The 17,930-nt window shown below is 71.6% G+C and carries 11 protein-coding genes; 6 read left to right on the top strand and 5 right to left on the bottom strand.

The window, feature by feature from the left end; genetic code table 11:
* Nucleotides 1-9: 9 nt before the first annotated feature.
* Nucleotides 10-1,626: an adenylyl-sulfate kinase gene (gene cysC / locus AB0L00_RS08070; RefSeq protein ID WP_364430011.1), complete on the bottom strand. Its 1,617-nt coding sequence runs from the start codon at nucleotides 1,624-1,626 to the stop codon at nucleotides 10-12.
* A 1-nt stretch (nucleotide 1,627) separates the two neighbouring features.
* Nucleotides 1,628-2,332, bottom strand: a complete 705-nt coding sequence (locus AB0L00_RS08065; RefSeq protein ID WP_364430008.1) for a class I SAM-dependent methyltransferase — start codon at nucleotides 2,330-2,332, stop codon at nucleotides 1,628-1,630.
* 194 nt (nucleotides 2,333-2,526) lie between these two features.
* On the opposite strand from AB0L00_RS08065, the gene mfd reads away from it, so the two are divergent.
* From mfd to AB0L00_RS08035, 6 genes are all read left to right on the top strand, one after another.
* Entirely contained in the window at nucleotides 2,527-6,111 is a 3,585-nt protein-coding gene (gene mfd, locus AB0L00_RS08060; protein WP_364430006.1) for a transcription-repair coupling factor, read from the top strand.
* A gap of 93 nt (nucleotides 6,112-6,204) precedes the next feature.
* Nucleotides 6,205-6,888 carry a hypothetical protein gene (locus AB0L00_RS08055; RefSeq protein ID WP_364430003.1) on the top strand — a complete coding sequence of 228 codons (684 nt, stop codon included), beginning with the start codon at nucleotides 6,205-6,207 and terminating at the stop codon, nucleotides 6,886-6,888.
* Nucleotides 6,876-7,805 carry a MazG family protein gene (locus tag AB0L00_RS08050; RefSeq protein ID WP_364430001.1) on the top strand — a complete coding sequence of 310 codons (930 nt, stop codon included), beginning with the start codon at nucleotides 6,876-6,878 and terminating at the stop codon, nucleotides 7,803-7,805. Before AB0L00_RS08055 ends, AB0L00_RS08050 begins: the two co-directional genes overlap by 13 nt.
* A 94-nt stretch (nucleotides 7,806-7,899) precedes the next feature.
* A complete protein-coding gene (locus AB0L00_RS08045; RefSeq protein ID WP_364429999.1) occupies nucleotides 7,900-10,095 on the top strand; it encodes a transglycosylase domain-containing protein in 2,196 nt (731 codons plus the stop codon).
* 126 nt (nucleotides 10,096-10,221) lie between these two features.
* Nucleotides 10,222-12,618 carry a transglycosylase domain-containing protein gene (locus tag AB0L00_RS08040; protein WP_364429997.1) on the top strand — a complete coding sequence of 799 codons (2,397 nt, stop codon included), beginning with the start codon at nucleotides 10,222-10,224 and terminating at the stop codon, nucleotides 12,616-12,618.
* Between the two features lie 184 nt (nucleotides 12,619-12,802).
* Nucleotides 12,803-14,323 (top strand): MFS transporter, encoded by a 1,521-nt coding sequence (locus AB0L00_RS08035; RefSeq protein ID WP_364429994.1) that lies wholly within the window; start codon nucleotides 12,803-12,805, stop codon nucleotides 14,321-14,323.
* Between the two features lie 71 nt (nucleotides 14,324-14,394).
* Here AB0L00_RS08035 and AB0L00_RS08030 read toward each other — a convergent pair whose 3' ends face one another.
* The 3 genes from AB0L00_RS08030 to AB0L00_RS08020 form a co-directional block, all read right to left on the bottom strand.
* Nucleotides 14,395-16,128, bottom strand: a complete 1,734-nt coding sequence (locus AB0L00_RS08030; RefSeq protein WP_364429992.1) for an alpha/beta hydrolase-fold protein — start codon at nucleotides 16,126-16,128, stop codon at nucleotides 14,395-14,397.
* A 134-nt stretch (nucleotides 16,129-16,262) separates the two neighbouring features.
* Nucleotides 16,263-17,147, bottom strand: a complete 885-nt coding sequence (locus AB0L00_RS08025; protein WP_364429989.1) for an ABC transporter permease — start codon at nucleotides 17,145-17,147, stop codon at nucleotides 16,263-16,265.
* The gene (locus AB0L00_RS08020) at nucleotides 17,137-17,916 is read right to left on the bottom strand and encodes an ABC transporter ATP-binding protein (protein ID WP_364429987.1); all 780 of its coding nucleotides are present in this window, start codon (nucleotides 17,914-17,916) and stop codon (nucleotides 17,137-17,139) included. Before AB0L00_RS08020 ends, AB0L00_RS08025 begins: the two co-directional genes overlap by 11 nt.
* Nucleotides 17,917-17,930 lie beyond the last annotated feature (14 nt).

Below are 17,930 nucleotides of genomic sequence, written 5' to 3'. Positions count from 1 at the left end.
ACCGAATCCTTACTCTGAGCGCACCCAGCCGCCGGCGATGAGCAGGTCGAGGACCCGCTCCACCGCGGCCTCGGGTGTCAGCTGCGAGGTGTCGACGGTCAGCTCGGCGTCGTCCGGCACCTCATAGGGGTCGGAGATACCGGTGAACTCCGGGATGAGGCCGGCCCGCGCCTTGGCGTACAGGCCCTTGCGGTCGCGGCGCTCGCACTCCTCCAGCGGCGTGGCCACGTGCACCAGGACGAAGTCGCCCGCGGCGTTCACCATCCGGCGCACCTCCGCCCGCGTCGCGGCGTAGGGCGCGATCGGCGCGCAGATCGCGACCCCGCCGTGCCGGGTGATCTCGGCGGCGACATACCCGATGCGGCGGATGTTCAGGTCGCGGTCGTCCCTGGAGAACGTCAGGCCGGCCGACAGCAGCCGGCGGACCACGTCGCCGTCCAGCAGGGTGACCGTACGCCCGCCCCGCTCGACCAGCGCGTCGGCGAGCCCGCGCGCGATCGTCGACTTGCCCGAGCCGGACAGGCCCGTGAAGAACACGGTGAGGCCCCGCTCGTGCCGCGGCGGATCGGCCCGGCGCAGCTCCTCCGCCACCGCCGGCAGCGTGAACCACTCCGGGATCTTCTCGCCGCGGTCCAGCATCGCGGCCAGCTCGGCCTCGGTCGGCTCGGACCGGATGTGGTCGGGCTCGATCTTGGAGACCGGACGCCAGACCTCGACGCTCTCGTCGTACGCCCACGGCTCCGGCGTGACCGGCTCGATCGGCAACTGCCCGATCACCGGCGGCACGGTCCACGTGCCCGCCCGCGCGGTCTCCTCGGCGTCGGCGGCGGGCTCCAGGAAGAAGTGGGTGGCGCCGTACGCGGCGGCGACGTGGGCCGCGAGGGCCAGGTCGCGGCCCGGCCGCTCGATCAGCGGCACCGGAACGACGAGCGTGCCGGCCGGCAACTCGCGGCGGACCGCCAGCAGGGCGCGGACGAGCGCGTCGTCGTGCCCCTCGCCGATCAACGGCAGCAGCAGCAGCCGCGCGTCGAGCTTCTCGGCGAGCTGCCGCAACTGGCCGAGATGCCGCCGGTGCAGCGGACCGCGGGTCGCCAGCGCCAGGGTCGTCGCCCCGGCCAGCTCCGCGCGCACCTCACGCGGGGACAGCCGAAGCCGCCGGAACGCGCCGTGCTCCGGAGCGCCCAGCACCTCGACCCGGCCGGCCGCGTGCCAGGAGGTCGTCTCCGACGCCCGGAGCGGATCGCCCTCGGGGAAGCCGGCCGGTGACTTGTTGTCCTGCCAGGTCTCGTGGACGTGCAGGACCGCGAGCGGCACGCCCTCCGGATCGGTCAGGACGAGGCGCTCCTCTTTGGTGAGGTCCTCGGGGACGGCGAGCGTCACGGGCGCCGGCCACGGCGTGCCGTCGGCCAGCCGTCCGGCGGCGGCCACGGTCGCCGCGTCCACCGCGCCGAGGAAACCGGTCAGCGGTTGGAACGCGCCGTTCAGCAGCAGTTCGAGGTCGGCCAGCTCGGCCGGGCCGGGCGTCAGGCTCGGCAGGTCACGTAGGTCGCCGGCTTCCGTCGTCAACGCAGGCTCCGATCGTGTTTCGACCGTTGACTCTTGAACTCTACGCTCTGCCGGTGCCACCTCAGATGATGCGCGCGTAGCGATTCTCCGGCTTGCGGATCACCATGGCGACCTCGCTGTACGCCGAGGTCGCCCGATTCCGGGACAAGACGGCGACCGCCCGGCACAGCATCCGTACGATCGTCCCCGACCCGGTCACCCTTCCGGCGGACGTGTGCTCCTCGACGACGACCAGGCCCCGCATCAGGCAGTACGCCCGCATCCCGGCGAGCGACGCCACCCGCTCGTACACCGGCCGCGGCGGGACGCCGCGCTGCCACAGGACGGAGCGCAGCCACCGCGGAGCGACCCGGTCCAGGCGGCCGAACGCGCTGTCGCGGTCCCGGAACCGCACCAGCATCAGGCCACCGGGCCGGAGCGCCGCGACGAACCGGTCGAGGACCAGCTCCGCGTGCGGGATCCGCTCGATCAGGTACGAGGCGTGCACGATGTCGTAGACGCGCGGCGGCATGGGCACCGTGCGCAGGTCGCCGAGGTGCCAGGCGTCGAGGTCGCGGCGGGCGCGGACGCCCGCCTGCACCTCCGCGAGATCGACGTCGACGCCGGTCACGTGGCACTCGGCGGGATGCAGGTCGAGCGGCGCGCTCCGGCCGCAGCCGGCGTCGAGTACGCGTAGTCGCTCGAACGGCCTCTCGTCGGCGTACTCGCGAACGCGTTCGTGGAAGACGTCCGTGTCGAAGGTCGGCGGCGTCCGCAGGTCGGTCACGCCCCGGAGCGTAGCCGCCCGCTCGCGCGCCGTGCTCACATTCGGCATTGTCCGTGTCGTCTGTCCCTGATCGCTCTCTGGCACCACCCGCTTCGCCGGGGTGCTGCGGCTTGTGGTACGGGTGACGCGTAGGCTGGGGACCCCGGGGTGAGATCACTCTCGGGTCTTCACGCTGCCTGCCCCTTGATGAGCTCATGACCCTTTCCGGACTGCTCGACGTCGCCGCCGCCGATCCCGCACTCGTCCGCGCGCTGAAGAGCGCCGACGCCCACCTGGACCTCGTCGCGCCACCGGCGCTGCGCCCGGTCCTGGGCGCCGCGCTGGCCCGCGAGCGCGGACGTACCGTCCTGATGGTCACCGCCACGGCCCGGGAGGCCGAGGACCTGACCGCGGCCCTGACGAGCCTGCTCGACCCGGCCGCGGTCGCGCAGTTCCCCGCGTGGGAGACGCTGCCGCACGAGCGCCTGTCGCCGCGCTCCGACACGGTCGGCCAGCGCCTCGCCGTGCTGCGGCGGCTGGCCCACGGCGACCCCGACGACCCGGCGGCCGGTCCGCTGCAGGTCGTCGTCGCCCCGGTCCGGGCCGTGCTGCAGCCGATCGTCGCCGGGCTCGGCGACCTGGAGCCGGTGCGCCTGCGGTCGGGTGACGAGGCCGAGCTGGACGACGCCGTGCGCCGCCTGGTCGACGCGGGGTACAACCGCGTCGACCTGGTCGAGAAGCGCGGCGAGATCGCCGTCCGCGGCGGCATCCTCGACGTGTTCCCGCCCACCGAGGAGCACCCGCTGCGCGTGGAGTTCTGGGGCGACCAGGTCGAGGAGATCCGCTATTTCAAGGCGGCCGACCAGCGTTCGCTCGAGGTCGCCCAGGACGGGCTGTGGGCGCCGCCGTGCCGCGAGCTGCCGCTGACGGCGTCCGTGCGCGAGCGCGCCCGCGAGCTGGGCCGGGAGCACCCGGCGCTCGCCGACGTCCTCGAGCAGATCGCCGACGGCGCGGCGGTCGAGGGCATGGAGGCGTTCGCGCCGGTCCTCGCCGACCACATGGAGCTGCTCCTCGACGTCCTGCCGGCCGGTTCCTCGGCGGTCGTCTGCGACCCCGAGCGCATCCGTACCCGGGCCGCCGAGCTGGTCAGCACGAGCCAGGAGTTCCTCGAGGCGTCGTGGGTGAACGCGGCCGCCGGTGGCGAGGCGCCCATCGACCTGGGCGCGGCCGCGTACAAGACGCTGGACGAGGTCCGCGACCATGCCGGGGAGCTCGGCCTGGCGTGGTGGACGATCACGCCGTTCGCGAGCGCCGAGTCGGCGGGCACCGGCCGGACCCGCCGCGAGTACTCCGCGGCCACCGGCGAGCTCACCGAGGTGGCCGCCGACGAGGCGCCGGACTCGGGCGACGGCGGCGCGCTCCGGATCGGGGCGCGCGCGGCGGAGGCCTACCGGGGCGACACCCAGCGGGTGATGGGCGACGTCAAGGGCTGGATCCACGAGGAGTGGCGGGTCGTGCTCGTCACCGAGGGCCACGGCCCGGCCGAGCGGCTGGCCGAGGTGGTCCGCGAGCAGGGGCTCGGCGCGAAGGTCACCGAGCTGCCCGGAGCGCCGGAGCCGGCGATCGTGAACGTCGCCTGCGGCCTGCTCGACCACGGCTTCGTCTGGGAGGCCGTCAAGCTCGCCGTGCTCACCGAGACCGACCTGTCGGGGCAGAAGTCCTCCACGAAGGACATGCGGCGCATGCCGTCGCGGCGGCGCGGCGGCGTGGACCCGCTGCGGCTCACCGTCGGCGACTACATCGTGCACGAGCAGCACGGCGTGGGCCGGTACGTCGAGATGGCCAGCCGGACCGTGCAGGGCGCCACCCGCGAGTACCTCATCATCGAGTACGCCAAGGGCGACCGGCTGTTCGTGCCGACCGACCAGCTCGACGAGGTCACCCGCTACGTCGGCGGCGAGGCGCCCAGCCTGCACCGGCTCGGCGGCGCCGAGTGGCAGAAGCAGAAGGGCCGGGCGCGCAAGGCCGTCCGCCAGATCGCCGGCGAGCTGATCCGGCTCTACTCCGCCCGCCAGGCGTCGCCGGGGCATCCCTTCCAGGCGGACACCCCATGGCAGCGCGAGCTGGAGGACGCCTTCCCGTACATCGAGACGCCGGACCAGCTCGCCGCCATCGACGAGGTCAAGTCCGACATGGAGAAGCCGGTCCCGATGGACCGCCTGATCTGCGGCGACGTGGGCTACGGCAAGACCGAGATCGCGGTGCGGGCGGCGTTCAAGGCCGTGCAGGACGGCAAGCAGGTCGCCGTGCTGGTGCCGACGACGCTGCTGGTGCAGCAGCACCTGTCGACGTTCACCGAGCGGTTCGCGTCGTTCCCGGTGGTGATCAAGCCGATCAGCCGGTTCCAGACCGACAAGGAGGTCGCCGAGACGCTGCGCGGCATGGCCGAGGGCACCGTGGACCTCGTCATCGGCACCCACCGCCTGATCTCGCCGGAGACCCGGTTCAAGGACCTCGGGCTGATCATCATCGACGAGGAGCAGCGGTTCGGCGTCGAGCACAAGGAGCGCCTCAAGGAGATGCGCACCCAGGTCGACGTGCTCGCCATGTCGGCCACGCCGATCCCGCGCACCCTCGAGATGGGCCTCACCGGCATCCGGGAGATGTCGACGATCCTCACCCCGCCGGAGGAGCGGCACCCGGTCCTGACGTTCGTCGGGCCGTACGACGACAAGCAGATCGCCGCGGCCATCCGGCGGGAGCTGCTCCGCGAGGGCCAGGTCTTCTTCGTGCACAACCGGGTGCGCTCGATCGACAAGGTCGCCAAGCACCTCACCGAGCTGGTGCCGGAGGCCCGGGTCGGCGTCGCGCACGGCCAGATGAACGAGCACCAGCTCGAGAAGATCATGGTCGACTTCTGGGAGAAGGAGTACGACGTCCTCGTCGCGACCACGATCGTGGAGAGCGGCCTGGACATCCCGAACGCCAACACCCTGATCGTCGACCGCGCCGACATGTACGGCCTGTCGCAGCTGCACCAGCTGCGCGGGCGGGTCGGCCGCGGCCGGGAGCGCGCGTACGCCTACTTCCTGTACCCGCCCGAGGCGCCGCTGACCGAGACCGCGCACGAGCGGCTGGCGACGATCGCCCAGCACACCGAGATGGGCGCGGGCATGTTCGTGGCCATGAAGGACCTGGAGATCCGGGGCGCCGGCAACGTTCTGGGCGCCGAGCAGTCCGGGCACATCGCCGGCGTCGGCTTCGACCTGTACGTGCGCATGGTCGGCGAGGCCGTGCGCGAGCTGCGGGAGGAGGGCGTCCCCGAGACGCCCGAGGTCAAGGTGGAGCTGCCGGTCGACGCGCACATCCCGCACGAGTACGTCCCCGGCGAGCGCCTCCGGCTGGACGCGTACCGCCGGATCGCGGCGATCCAGAACGACGACGAGATCATCGCCGTCCGCGACGAGCTGGCCGACCGCTTCGGTCCGCCGCCGGTGCCGGTGCTGAACCTCCTGGAGGTCGCGCGGTTCCGTGCCCTGGCCCGCCGGGGCGGCCTGACGGACGTCACCCTGCAGGGCAACCACATCCGGTTCTCGCCGGTCAGCCTGCCGGAGTCGCGCACGGTGCGGCTCCAGCGCCTGTACCCGAAGAGCATCCTGAAGGCGGCGACGAATACCCTGCTGGTGCCGGTGCCCAAGACCGCTCCGCTCGGCGGGCGTCCGCTGCGCGACCAGGAGCTGCTGAAATGGTGTACCGATCTGGTGGAGGCGCTGTTCCTGCCCGATCCCGTGGCCCGATGACGAGCCGCGGCCAGATGACGAGTCGGGGCGAGGAGATCCCCGGTACCGGACGTACCCCGCGACCCCCGCGGGCGAGGAATCGAGAAGGACGCTGTGATCCGTAAGCCATTCAAGATCATGATCGCCGCCGCGCTGGCCGGCACGGCGCTCACCGCCTGCGGCCCCGTGAAGACGGGGGCGGCGGCCCTGGTCGGGAACGACCGCATCACGATCGCGAAGCTGAACTCGACGGTCGACAAGTGGTCCAAGGAGCTGCCGAAGTACCCGGGCGCGCAGCAGATCGCCCAGCAGGCGCAGGCCCAGGGGCAGCAGGTGCCGTTCGACCCGTCCTCCCCGCAGCGCAGCGCCCTGTACCAGCTCGTCGACATGTTGGTCTGGGACGAGGTCGGGCGCGCCGACGGCGTGAGCGTCAGCGGCGGCCAGGTCGACGCGATCATCGCGCAGAACGGCGGGCTGTCCACCATCGACGCCAACGTGCTCGCCCAGGGCCTGCCGACCGAGTACAGCCGCGACTACGTGAAGTCGGTGGTTCTCCGCCAGGAGCTCATGCGGAAGTACGGCGTGACCACCGCGCAGGACCAGCAGTCCCAGCAGCAGGCGCTGCAGCAGGTCGCCGGCATGTACCAGCGGGCGGGCCGTCGGCTGAAGCTCGACGTGAACCCGCGCTACGGCTCCTTCGACTTCCAGCACATGGCCCTCGGCCCGGTCTGCCCGACCCTGTCCAAGCCGGACTCCGGCACGCCGACCACGAGCGGCGGAGTCTCGTGCCAGGCCTGATCTTCCTCGCCTCCTCGCCGCGGGTCGCGCCGGGGCAGTTGACCTGGTCGGCCTGGGAGACGCTGCGCTCGGCCGACCGGGTGCTCGCCGGCACGGCCGAACACCCGCAGCTGCCGTACGTCCGCGCGGCCGGCGTCACGGTGGAGGTCGTCGAGCCGGACGCCACGGCCCTCGTACGCGAGGCGTCGGCCGGCACCGTGGTGTGGCTGGCCGACCCCGACGGCGACGAGGCGCTGATGCGTTCGGTCGGCTCGGTCCTCGTCGGGCTGGACGAGCCCCCGCCGCTCGAGGTCGTCCAGGGCGCGTACGACCTGCCCGGCGCGCGGTTCCTCGACCTCGTCACCGTGATGGAGACGCTGCGCCGGGAGTGCCCCTGGGACCGCAAGCAGACGCACGCCTCCCTCGCGCCGTACCTCCTCGAGGAGGCGTACGAGGTCGTCGACACCATCGAGGGCGGTGACCTCGAGGCGCTGCGCGAGGAGCTCGGCGACGTCCTCATGCAGGTGGTCTTCCACGCGGAGGTGTCGCCGGACTTCACCGTGGACGACGTGGCCGAGGGCATCGTCGAGAAGCTCGTCCGTCGCCATCCGCACGTGTTCGGCGACGTCACGGTCGCGGACGCCGACGAGGTCAACGCCAACTGGGACAAGATCAAGTCCGCGGAGCGTGGCGAGGACGCCTCGATCTTCCACGGGGTCCCGATGTCCCAGCCGGCGCTCTCGCTCGCGGCCCAGGTGCAGCGGCGCGCGGCAAAGGCCGACGTGCCGGAGGAGCTGTTCGCCGACGACGGCGTGGGCGCGGACCTGTTCGCGCTCGTCCGCCGGCTCCGCGAGGAGGGCCGCGACCCCGAGGCCGAGCTCCGCGCCGCCGCCCGCCGTTTCCAGGACCGCGTCGAGCAGCGGCAAGAGGGTCGATAACCGGCGAGACCGGGACGACTGCGGCGATGGCCGGTGAATCCCCTCCCCAGGTTTCCGATCACCGTCTGCGTGGGGATGACCGCGAAGTGTGGGGATGGATTCGGGGCGGCGGTCGGCGCGGCTGACGGACCTGGTGATCGCCGGGGTGGCCGCCGGCGTGCTGTCGGCCTGCCTGGCGCTGCCGGTCCTGCTGCCTACCGGTCTGGGCGTCAAGGCCGCGAACCATTCCTTCGAGACGCTGCCCGAGTCGCTGGCCGCCCCGGTGCTTCCGCAGCGTTCGGTCATCCTGGCCGCCGATGGGTCGAAGCTCGCGACGTTCTACTACGAGAACCGCGTCGAGGTGCCGCTCGCCAAGGTCGCCCCCATCATGCGCCAGGCGATCATCGCGATCGAGGACAGCCGCTTCTACCAGCACGGCGCGCTGGACGCCAAGAGCATCCTGCGGGCGCTGATCGCCAACGTCGGCGCGGGGACCGTCATCCAGGGCGGCTCCACGCTCAGCCAGCAGTACGTCAAGAACGCCCTCGCCGAGACGGCCACCACCGCGGCGGGGCGCCGGGAGGCGCTCGAACCGACCGCGGTCCGCAAGCTCCGCGAACTGCGGCTCGCCATCGGCCTGGAGAAGCACCTCACCAAGGACCAGATCCTGGAGCGGTACCTCAACATCGCCTACTTCGGCGACGGTGCGTACGGCGTGGAGGAGGCGGCCCGCCACTACTTCGGGGTGCACGCCGCCGACCTGTCGCTGGCGCAGGCCGCGACGCTGGCGGGGGTCGTACGGGCGCCGCAGACGTACGACCCGAACCTCCACCCGGTGCGGGGCCGGGAGCGCCGGGACACGGTGCTCGACCGCATGGCCGAGCTCAAGGTGGTCACTCCCGCGCAGGCCGCCGAGGTCAAGGCCCAGCCGCTGGGGCTGCGGATCACCGCCGCGCCGAACGGGTGCGTGGAGAGTTCCGCGCCGTTCTTCTGCGACTACGTCCAGCGGGAGATCCTGGCGAACCGGGCCTTCGGGAAGACCCCCCAGGAGCGCCGGTTCCTCCTGCAGCGCGGCGGCCTGCAGATCCACACCACGCTCGAACCCCGCATGCAGAAGGCCGCCCAGCGCGCCCTGAACCGCTACGTGCCGGCGAACAACAAGTCGGGCAAGGCGGCCGCCGAGGTGCTCATCCGGCCCGGCACGGGCGAGATCACCGCGATGGCCCTCGACCGCCGGATGGGCGACAGCACCAAACGCGGCACGCTGTGGGTGAACCTCGCCGCCGACTCCGACCACGGGTCCAGCCTGGGCATGCAGGCGGGGTCGACGTTCAAGATCTTCACGCTGGCGGCCGCGCTGGAGAAGGGCATGGCGTTCGGCCACAAGCTGGACGCGCCGAAGTCGTTCGTCCCAACAGGGTTCCGGAACTGCGACGGAGACCGCGTCGGCGACCCGCGCGTCTCGCTCGGCAACGCGGGCGACGGCGAGGGCGGCAAGCAGTTCACCCTGGTCACCGGCACGTGGCACTCGGTCAACACGTTCTTCCTCGAACTCGAGCGCAAGGTCGGCCTGTGCGCGACGTACAAGATGGCGACCCGGCTGGGCATGCGGCGCGCGACGGGGCAGAAGCTCGAGCAGTACCCGTCGTTCACGCTCGGCTTCAACACCGTCTCGCCGCTGCGGCTCGCGGCGGCGTTCGCGGCGTTCGCGGCGCGCGGCCGCTACTGCCGCCCGATCGCGATCACGAGCATCATGGGCCCGACGGGCTCCCTGCCGGTACCGCGCGCCAAGTGCAACCAGGCCGTCGAGGAGGGCGTCGCGGACGCGGTCAACCACGTGCTCCGGGGCGTGCTGACCAAGGGCACCGCCAAGGGCAACGAGATCGGGCGTCCGGCGGCGGGCAAGACGGGCACGGTCGACAACTTCTCGGCCGCCTGGTTCGCCGGGTACACGCCGGACCTGGCGAGCGCGGTGTGGGTCGGCGACCCGCGGGGCGGCTACAGCCATCCGCTGCGTGACGTGTGCCTGGGCGAGGGGTGCTACGGCCAGGTGTACGGCGCGGACGTACCGGCGCCGATCTGGCGGGAGACGATGGAGGCCGCCCTGAAGGGGGTTCCGGAGCACGACTTCGAGGCCCCGCCGGGGGAGTACTTCCGGGAGGGCGACGGCGAGAAGGAGGACGACAAGGACAAGGACAAGAAGGAGAAGGGCATGGGGGCGGAACAGGACCAGAAGGACGGCCCCGAGCCGAACAGCCACCTGCCGTGGTTCTTCGATCCGCCGTTCGCCTGGCCGTGGAAGGGCGACTGACACCGCCGCCGGAGCCCCGCCGCCACAGTCGAAATGTCGCTCCTCGTCCCATAGTGGCCTGATTTCGATGGCCTTTTGTTGACCCGTGGAGATCCTTCCGGGTCCGGTTCGTCGTACGCTGAGCCCGTGTCAACTGGGGAAGGCCCGCGGAGTGACGCCCTGCGGATCATGGGGCGTCTCGCGGGCGCCGGTGTCGTCGCCGGAGTGCTGGCGGCGCTCATCGCCTTCTCCACCGTCGGCATGGTCGGCGTGGGCGCGCGCAACGGCGCCAACTGGTTCGAGGCCATCCCCGGCGATCTGCGGACCCCGCCGGTGGCCCAGCGTTCGGTGATCCTCGCCGCCGACGGGTCGAAGCTGGCCACGTTCTACTACGAGAACCGCATCGACGTGCCGCTGAACAAGGTCGCCCCGATCATGCGCAAGGCGATCCTCGCCATCGAGGACAGCCGCTTCTACGAGCACGGCGGGCTGGACCTCAAGGGCACGGTGCGCGCGCTGGCCAGCAACCTCGCCGCCGGTCAGGTCACGCAGGGCGGGTCGGGCATCACCCAGCAGTACGTCAAGAACCTCCTCGTCGAGACCGCCGACAACGACGCCGAACGCCGGTCGGCGCTGGCGACGACGCCGGCGCGCAAGCTCCGCGAGCTGCGCTACGCCGTGGCGATGGAGAAGCAGCTCACCAAGGACCAGATCCTCGAGCGGTACCTCAACATCGCCTACTTCGGCGGGGGAGCGTACGGCGTCGAGGCCGCCTCCCGGCACTACTTCGGCCACTCCGCCGCCAAGCTGACCCTGCCCGAGGCGGCGCTGCTGGCCGGGATCGTCCGCTACCCGTACGCCTACGACCCGACCGTCAACCCGGGCCTGGCCAAGCAACGGCGCAACACCGTGCTGCAACGGATGAGCGACCTCGGCCGGCTGCCCGCCGCGACCGCGTCGGACGCCGAGCGGGCCGGCCTCGACCTGCACGTCACGTCGACGCCGAACGGCTGCGTGGAGAGCTCGGCGCCGTTCTTCTGCGACTACGTCGAGCGGGAGATCCTCGGCAATCCGATCTTCGGCAAGACCGTCAAGATCCGCACCAAGCTCCTCCAGCGCGGCGGGCTGATCATCCGGACGACGCTGGACCCGCAGATGCAGCGCGCCGCGCAGCGCGCGGTCGACCACTACGTCCCGCCGAAGAACTCCAGCCACAAGGCGGCCGCCGAGGCGCTCGTCGAGCCGGGCACCGGCCAGGTGAAGGCCATGGCGGTCGACCGTGACCTGGGGCCCGCCGAGAAGCGGGGCAAGACCTGGGTCGACTTCGCCGCCGACTCCGACCACGGCACCAGCATCGGCATGCAGGCCGGATCCACCTTCAAGATCTTCACGCTGGCGGCCGCGCTGGACCAGGGCATGCCGTTCGGGCACCGCCTGATGGCCCCCGACCACTACACGCCGACCGGGTTCCGCGACTGCGACGGCAAGCCGGTCGGCTCCACGGAGTCGCTGGGCAACGCCGCGGACGGCGAGGGCGGTCGCACGTTCAGCCTCGTCACCGGGACGTGGAACTCGGTCAACACCTTCTTCCTCCGGCTGGAGAAGGAGGTCGGCCTCTGCGACACGGTGAAGATGGCCGAGAAGCTCGGCATGCGCCGCGCCGACGGCTCGGCGCTGCAGCAGTACCCCTCCTTCACGCTCGGCTTCAACACGGTCTCGCCGTTGCGGGTCGCGGCGGCGTACGCGGCCTTCGGCGCCCGCGGCGAGTACTGCGAGCCGATCGTCCTCACCAAGATCACGGACACGGCCGGGCACGCGCTGAAGGTCCCGAGCGCCCACTGCCACCAGGCGATCGACAAGGGCGTCGCCGACGCCGTCAACCACGTACTGCGCGGGGTGCTGACCCGGGGCACGGCCGCCGGGATGGGCATCGGCCGCCCGGCCGCGGGCAAGACGGGCACGGTCGACGGCTTCTCCTCCGCCTGGTTCGCCGGGTACACCCCGGACCTGGCGAGTGCGGTGTGGGTCGGCGACCCGCGAGGCGGCTACAAGCATCCGCTGCGGAACGTCTGCCTGGGCGGCCGCTGCTTCGGCGAGGTGTTCGGCGCGGACATCCCCGCGCCGATCTGGCGCCAGACGATGCTCGGCGCGCTGCGGGACGTGCCCGCCCACGACTTCCACAGTCCGCCGGGCGACTACTACAGCGAGGGCTCCGGCGAGGACCGCGTGCAGGTCCCCGACGTCCTCGGCCTCAGCCCGTCGGCGGCCGCCGCCCGGCTGCGGGCCGCGGGCTTCGACGTGAGCATCGGCCCGCGCGTCGCCTCGGACACGTACCCCTCGGGAACGGTCGCGCGGACCTCGCCGGGCGGCGGCGCCGCAGCCGAACCGGGCGCCACGGTCACCATCTACGTCAGCAAGGGCGCGGGACACGAACCCCCGTCCAACCCGTTCCCGCCGCCCGGTGGGCCGGGCCCGACGACCCCGCCCGGCCCGCCGACGCAGCCGAGCCTCCCGCCGCCGGTCGGCCGGACCCCCGGCCTCTGACCCGGCGTCGCGCGCCAGTCATTCAGATAGCGGACATTTCGCTACTTCCGGGTGTTCACGTCCCCAAGAGTGACGAACCACGCCCCGAACCTCAGATCTGTCCATGATCCCTTCACCGTGCGGCGGGGGCTTTCTAACGTAAGCGCATCCTGACGGTACGCAACCACACGGCAAAGGAGACGACGTGGGCGCTCCCCCGCACCAGCCCACCGTGCGAAGCCTCGTACCCGCGCGGATCGATCGGCTGCCCTGGTCCCGCTTCCACACCCGGATGATCGCCGCCCTCGGCGTGGCCTGGGTGCTGGACGGCCTGGAGATCCAGATCGCCAGCATCGTGGGACCGGTCCTGCAACACGCCGGCACCCTGCACCTCAGCTCCCAGGACGTCGGATTCTCGGCGACGATCTACCTGCTCGGCGAAGTGGTCGGCGCGCTGGTCTTCGGCCGGCTGTCCGACCGCCTCGGACGTCGCCGGCTGTTCATCGCCACCCTCGCGCTCTACCTGGTCGCCAACGGGCTGACCGCCTTCTCGTTCAACTACACCAGCTTCCTCGTGCTCCGCTTCATCGCGGGAATGGGCATCGGCGGTGAGTACGCGGCGATCCACTCCGCGATCGACGAACTGATCCCGGCGCGCTTCCGCGGCCGCGTCGACCTGGCGGTCAGCGGAACGTACTGGTTCGGCGCGATCGTCGGATCGCTGAGCGAGTACGCCCTGCTCAACCACAGTCTGCTCGCCGACAACATCGGCTGGCGGGTCGGCTTCTTCATCGGCCCGGTGATCGGCGTGGCGATCTGGGGCCTGCGCCGCACGCTCCCCGAGAGCCCCCGCTGGCAACTCGCGCACGGGCAGGCGGAAGAGGCGGAGAAGACCGTCGCGCTGATCGAACGCGAGGTCGAGGCGTCCGGCCGCACCCTGGAGCCGGTCGACCCCGAGCGGTACGTCGAGGTTCGCCCGCAGGAGAGCGTCTCGTTCACCCAGGTCGCGAAGACGCTGTTCCGGGACTACCCCTCGCGGTCGCTGCTCGGCGCAACGCTGATGATCAGCCAGTCGTTTCTCTACAACGCGATCTTCTTCACGTACGGCCTGGTGCTCAAGCACTTCTACGGGGTGTCCGACCACGAGGTGGCGAAGTACTTCTTCGCCTTCGCGGCCGGGAACCTCCTCGGCCCGCTGCTCATCGGACGGCTGTTCGACACGGTCGGCCGCAAGCAGATGATCGCGGGAACGTACCTCGTGTCCGGCGCGCTCCTGGCGGTCAGCGGCTACCTCTTCAAGATCGGGTCGCTCACGGCCTTCACGCAGACGGTGCTCTGGACGGTGATCTTCTTCATCGCCTCGGCCGCGGCGAGCTCGGGCTACCTGACGGTCAGTGAGATCTTCCCGATGGAGCTGCGGTCCCAGGCGATCGCGCTGTTCTTCGCCATCGCGCAGGTCTTCGGGGCCCTCGGACCGACGATCTTCGGCGCCCTGATCGGCGACCAGGACCACCCGGACCGCGGCAAGCTGTTCATCGCCTACCTCATCGCGGCGGGCGTCATGGGCTTCGCGGGGATCATCGCGGCGATCTTCGGAGTCAAATGCGAGCAGGTCTCGCTGGAGGACATCGCGGCCCCGCTCAGCGCGGCCAAGAAGGTGCCGGAGACCCTCGCCGAGCGGCTCGACGACCTCGAGCCCGGCCCCGGCCCCGCGCCGGCCATCTGAAACCTCCCGGCCCCGCGTCGGTCGGCCCCGCATCGGATCCGATCCGATGCGGGGCCGACTCGCGTGCGGGGTCAGCGGGGGAGGCCGACCGACTTCTCCGGCGGCATGATCACGCCGCCGGAGGGGCTCAGCCGGGCCTTGACGGCCGGCCCCCTCCAGGCACTGGTGTCGGTGCCCTTCGGCGCGTGCCGGGCGATGTAGTCGGCGTAGACCGAGAACCACTCCTGGGCGCTGTACGGCGACCAGCCGTGCTGTTTGGCCCGGCCGTAGACGAACGTCGCGTCCGCGGTCGGGTTCGTACGCGCGTCGAGGGTCTGCTGCAGCAACTGCACCGCGTCGTTGAGGAAGTACGTGTCGGTGTCGCCGACGTAGACGTAGACCCGGCCCTGGAGCTTCGGCCCGAGCGCCGGCCATTCGGCGGCGAGCTTCGCGCTCAGGTCCATCGGCCGCCACCGGGCGGTCACCGCGGGATCGATCACGCCGGTCCGCTTGTCCCACGCGAGCGCCGGGTAGCCGTCCCGGCCCTGGGGGCCGTACACCGCCTCCCAGATCGCCCATGCGCCGCCCGATCGGTCACGGTCGCCCCGGGCCAGCTCCCACAGGTTCTCCTGGGCCATCACGTAGTTCGTGTCACCGGCGACGTCGCGGCTGTCCGGGCGGGGCGTGCGATCCCACTCGCGGACGGTGTCGTAGGCGTTCGCGTCGCCGTACACGTTGACGATCTGATGGCGGTGGAAGTCGACCGGGTCCGGATATCCGGCGAACGTTCCGCCGTACACGTCCGGGTAGAAGACCTCGCTGGCGAGCGCCTCCCACCCGCCCGTGGAACCGCCCGAGGTGACCCGCGCCCACGGTGCGGCGATGGTCCGGAAGCCGGCGTCGATCGCGGGGATCAGCTCCTTGGTGGTGGCATCGCCGTACGGACCGAGGTTGGCCGAGTTCACCACGTACGAGGAGTCGTAGAACGGGTTCTCCTCGCGGACCTCGACGCTGATGAAACGCGGAGCGGCGTCCGACATCCACCACTTGGAGAACGCGTTGCCCTGGTCCTCGCGGAAGCCGTGCGGCGCGCTGGTCGTGAAGTGCGCGAAGTGGTACTCCACCGGGTAGCGCTTGTCCTCGGCCGCGTCGTATCCGGCGGGCAGCAGCACGTTCGCGCCGACGTACATCGGCCGTCCCCAGAACTTCGACAGGGACGGGCTGAGGATCTTCACGTGCTTGACGTGCGCGGTGTCCGCCGGGTTGCCCTGCTGGCAGGTGCCACCGGCGGGAACGGGTTGCGCGGGTGTGAGCACATGGTCCAGGTTCAGCCGGATCGTGCCCGATCGCCGGGGCTGGAGATCGATGGTCTGCGGCGTGCCGTACATGTTGCCGGGCGAGTTGAACAGGTCCTGCCCGTCCCCGCACGGCATGTGGAGCCGCACGGTCGAGCCGTCCGAGCGGTGGAACGTCGTGTAGACGTTGAAGAATGCCTGCACGGTGTAGCGCCCGGACGGCAGGTCGCGGAGCCGCTCCAGGGGATAGCCGTACGCCCGGCCGTCCACATACGCCGAATTCCCGGGCCGTAGCCCGTCGACGTCCTGCCCCCAGAACGGCACGCCGCCGGTGATGTCGATCTGCTCCCGCGGCTCCGGCGTGGCCTTGCGCGAGATGACGACGTACGCGCGGCCGTCCGCCGCGTCCTGGCGCAGCGACGACGGGAACGACACGGCGAACCGCAGCGGCGGATCCGGGTCGGCCGCGGCGACCGTTCCGCCCATCGTCAGCAGCATCGCGCCGATCGCGCCGATGACACGAGCCCGCACGGCGTGCCTCCTCTTGATCGAGGCCGTGGTTACGGGCTGGACGATGTCACGGATACGGCCCACGCGGAATGGGTGATCCGGCCCCTGGAGGCCTTTGGCCGGTTCAGGCCGTCCAGATGGACCGATCGCAGCACTCAGGAGGGGTCGAGGCCGCGGCTTCGGCGGAGGGCGCGGTCGGCGGCGGAGAAGAGCCGGTCGATCACGATGCCGATGACCAGGATCACGATCATGATGGCGATCATGTCCGGCGCGTCGATGTTCTCCCGGGCGTACTCCAGGCGGACGCCGAGCGACGTGTGGTGCCCGATGATCACGAGGAGCTCGCCCGCCATCAGGCTGCGCCAGGCGAACGCCCATCCCTGCTTGAGCCCCGTCACGAAGGCCGGGAGCGACGCGGGCAGGATGAGGTGCCGGTACAGCGCCAGTCCGCGCAGCCCCAGGATCTTCCCCGCCCGCAGCAGGATCGGCGGGGTGTAGTCGACGCCGGCGATCAGGCCGTTGGCGATCGACGGGGCCGCGCCGAGCACGATGACGAACAGGATCGCGCTCTCGCTGAGCTGGAACAGCAGGATGGCGAGCGGGAACCAGGCGATCGACGGCATCGTCTGCAACCCGGTGATCAGCGAGCCGAACGCCACCCGCAGGAACCGCACCCGCGACACGACCGCCCCGATCGCGGCCCCGACGACGATCGCCAGCGCGAAGCCGATCACCGCGCGGCGCATGGTCAGGCCCAGCCCCGCCCAGAACGACGGCTCGCTCAGGTCCCGGCCCAGCTGCGGGAAGACCTGCGCCGGGCCCGGCAGGACGTACGTCGGCTTCCAGCCGCTGAGCACGATGATCTCCCAGACGCCGACCGCGATGGCGATCGCGGCGAGCACCGGCCACGCCGACGCCCAGATCCGCCGCAGCAGGCCGGGGCGTGCGCGATTCGCCATCTCCAGCGCGTCCAGGCCCGCGATCTGACGCTCGAGCACGTTCGTCGCCGACGTGCCCGGCTCGACCGACTCATGATCCATGACGCCCTACCTCCGCACGGAGCCGATCGGTGATCCGCCCCGCCAACGCGGCGACCTCGCCGTCGTCGATGCGCCGCGGCCGGTCCAACTGCACGGGGAACTCCTCGACGACGCGGCCGGGACGGCTGGACAGCAGGACGACGCGGTCGCCGAGGCGTACGGCCTCGCGCACGTTGTGCGTCACGAACAGCACGGTGAGGGAACGCTCGGACCAGATGCGCTCCAGCTCGTCGTGGAGCAGGTCGCGGGTCATCGCGTCCAGCGCGCCGAACGGCTCGTCCATCAGCAGCACGTCGCTGTCCTGGGCGAGGGCCCGGGCGATGGCGACGCGCTGGCGCATCCCGCCGGAGAGCTGGTGGGGGCGCTTGCGGCCGAAGCCCTCCAGGTGCACGGCCGCCAGCAGGTCGGCGGCGCGCCGCCGGCGTTCGGCCTTCGGCACGCCCCGCGTGCGCAGGGCCAGCTCGACGTTGCCGGCGACGGTCAGCCAGGGGAAGAGCGCGGGCTCCTGGAACATCAGGCCCACCCGCGCGCCGCCGACGTCGACCGTGCCGAGCGTCGGCCGGTCCAGCCCGGCGACGATCGACAGCAGTGTGCTCTTGCCGCACCCTGACGCGCCCAGGATGCAGACGAACTCTCCCGGATCGACCGACAGCGACACCTTGTCGAGAGCCAGGAGCGCGCCGCCGCCGGTCCCGTACGCCTTGGAGACGCCGTCGATCCGCACCGGAGGGGCGGTCGCCCGCTCCGGTTCCCTCGTTGTGGCAGTCATTTCTTCTCCCTCAG

It is taken from the genome of Actinoallomurus sp. NPDC052308, from assembly GCF_040679195.1.
Classification (GTDB): Bacteria; Actinomycetota; Actinomycetes; order Streptosporangiales; family Streptosporangiaceae; genus Actinoallomurus; species Actinoallomurus liliacearum.
Note: the sequence above shows the minus strand (reverse complement) of the source record. Positions and strands in the feature narration are given on the sequence as shown.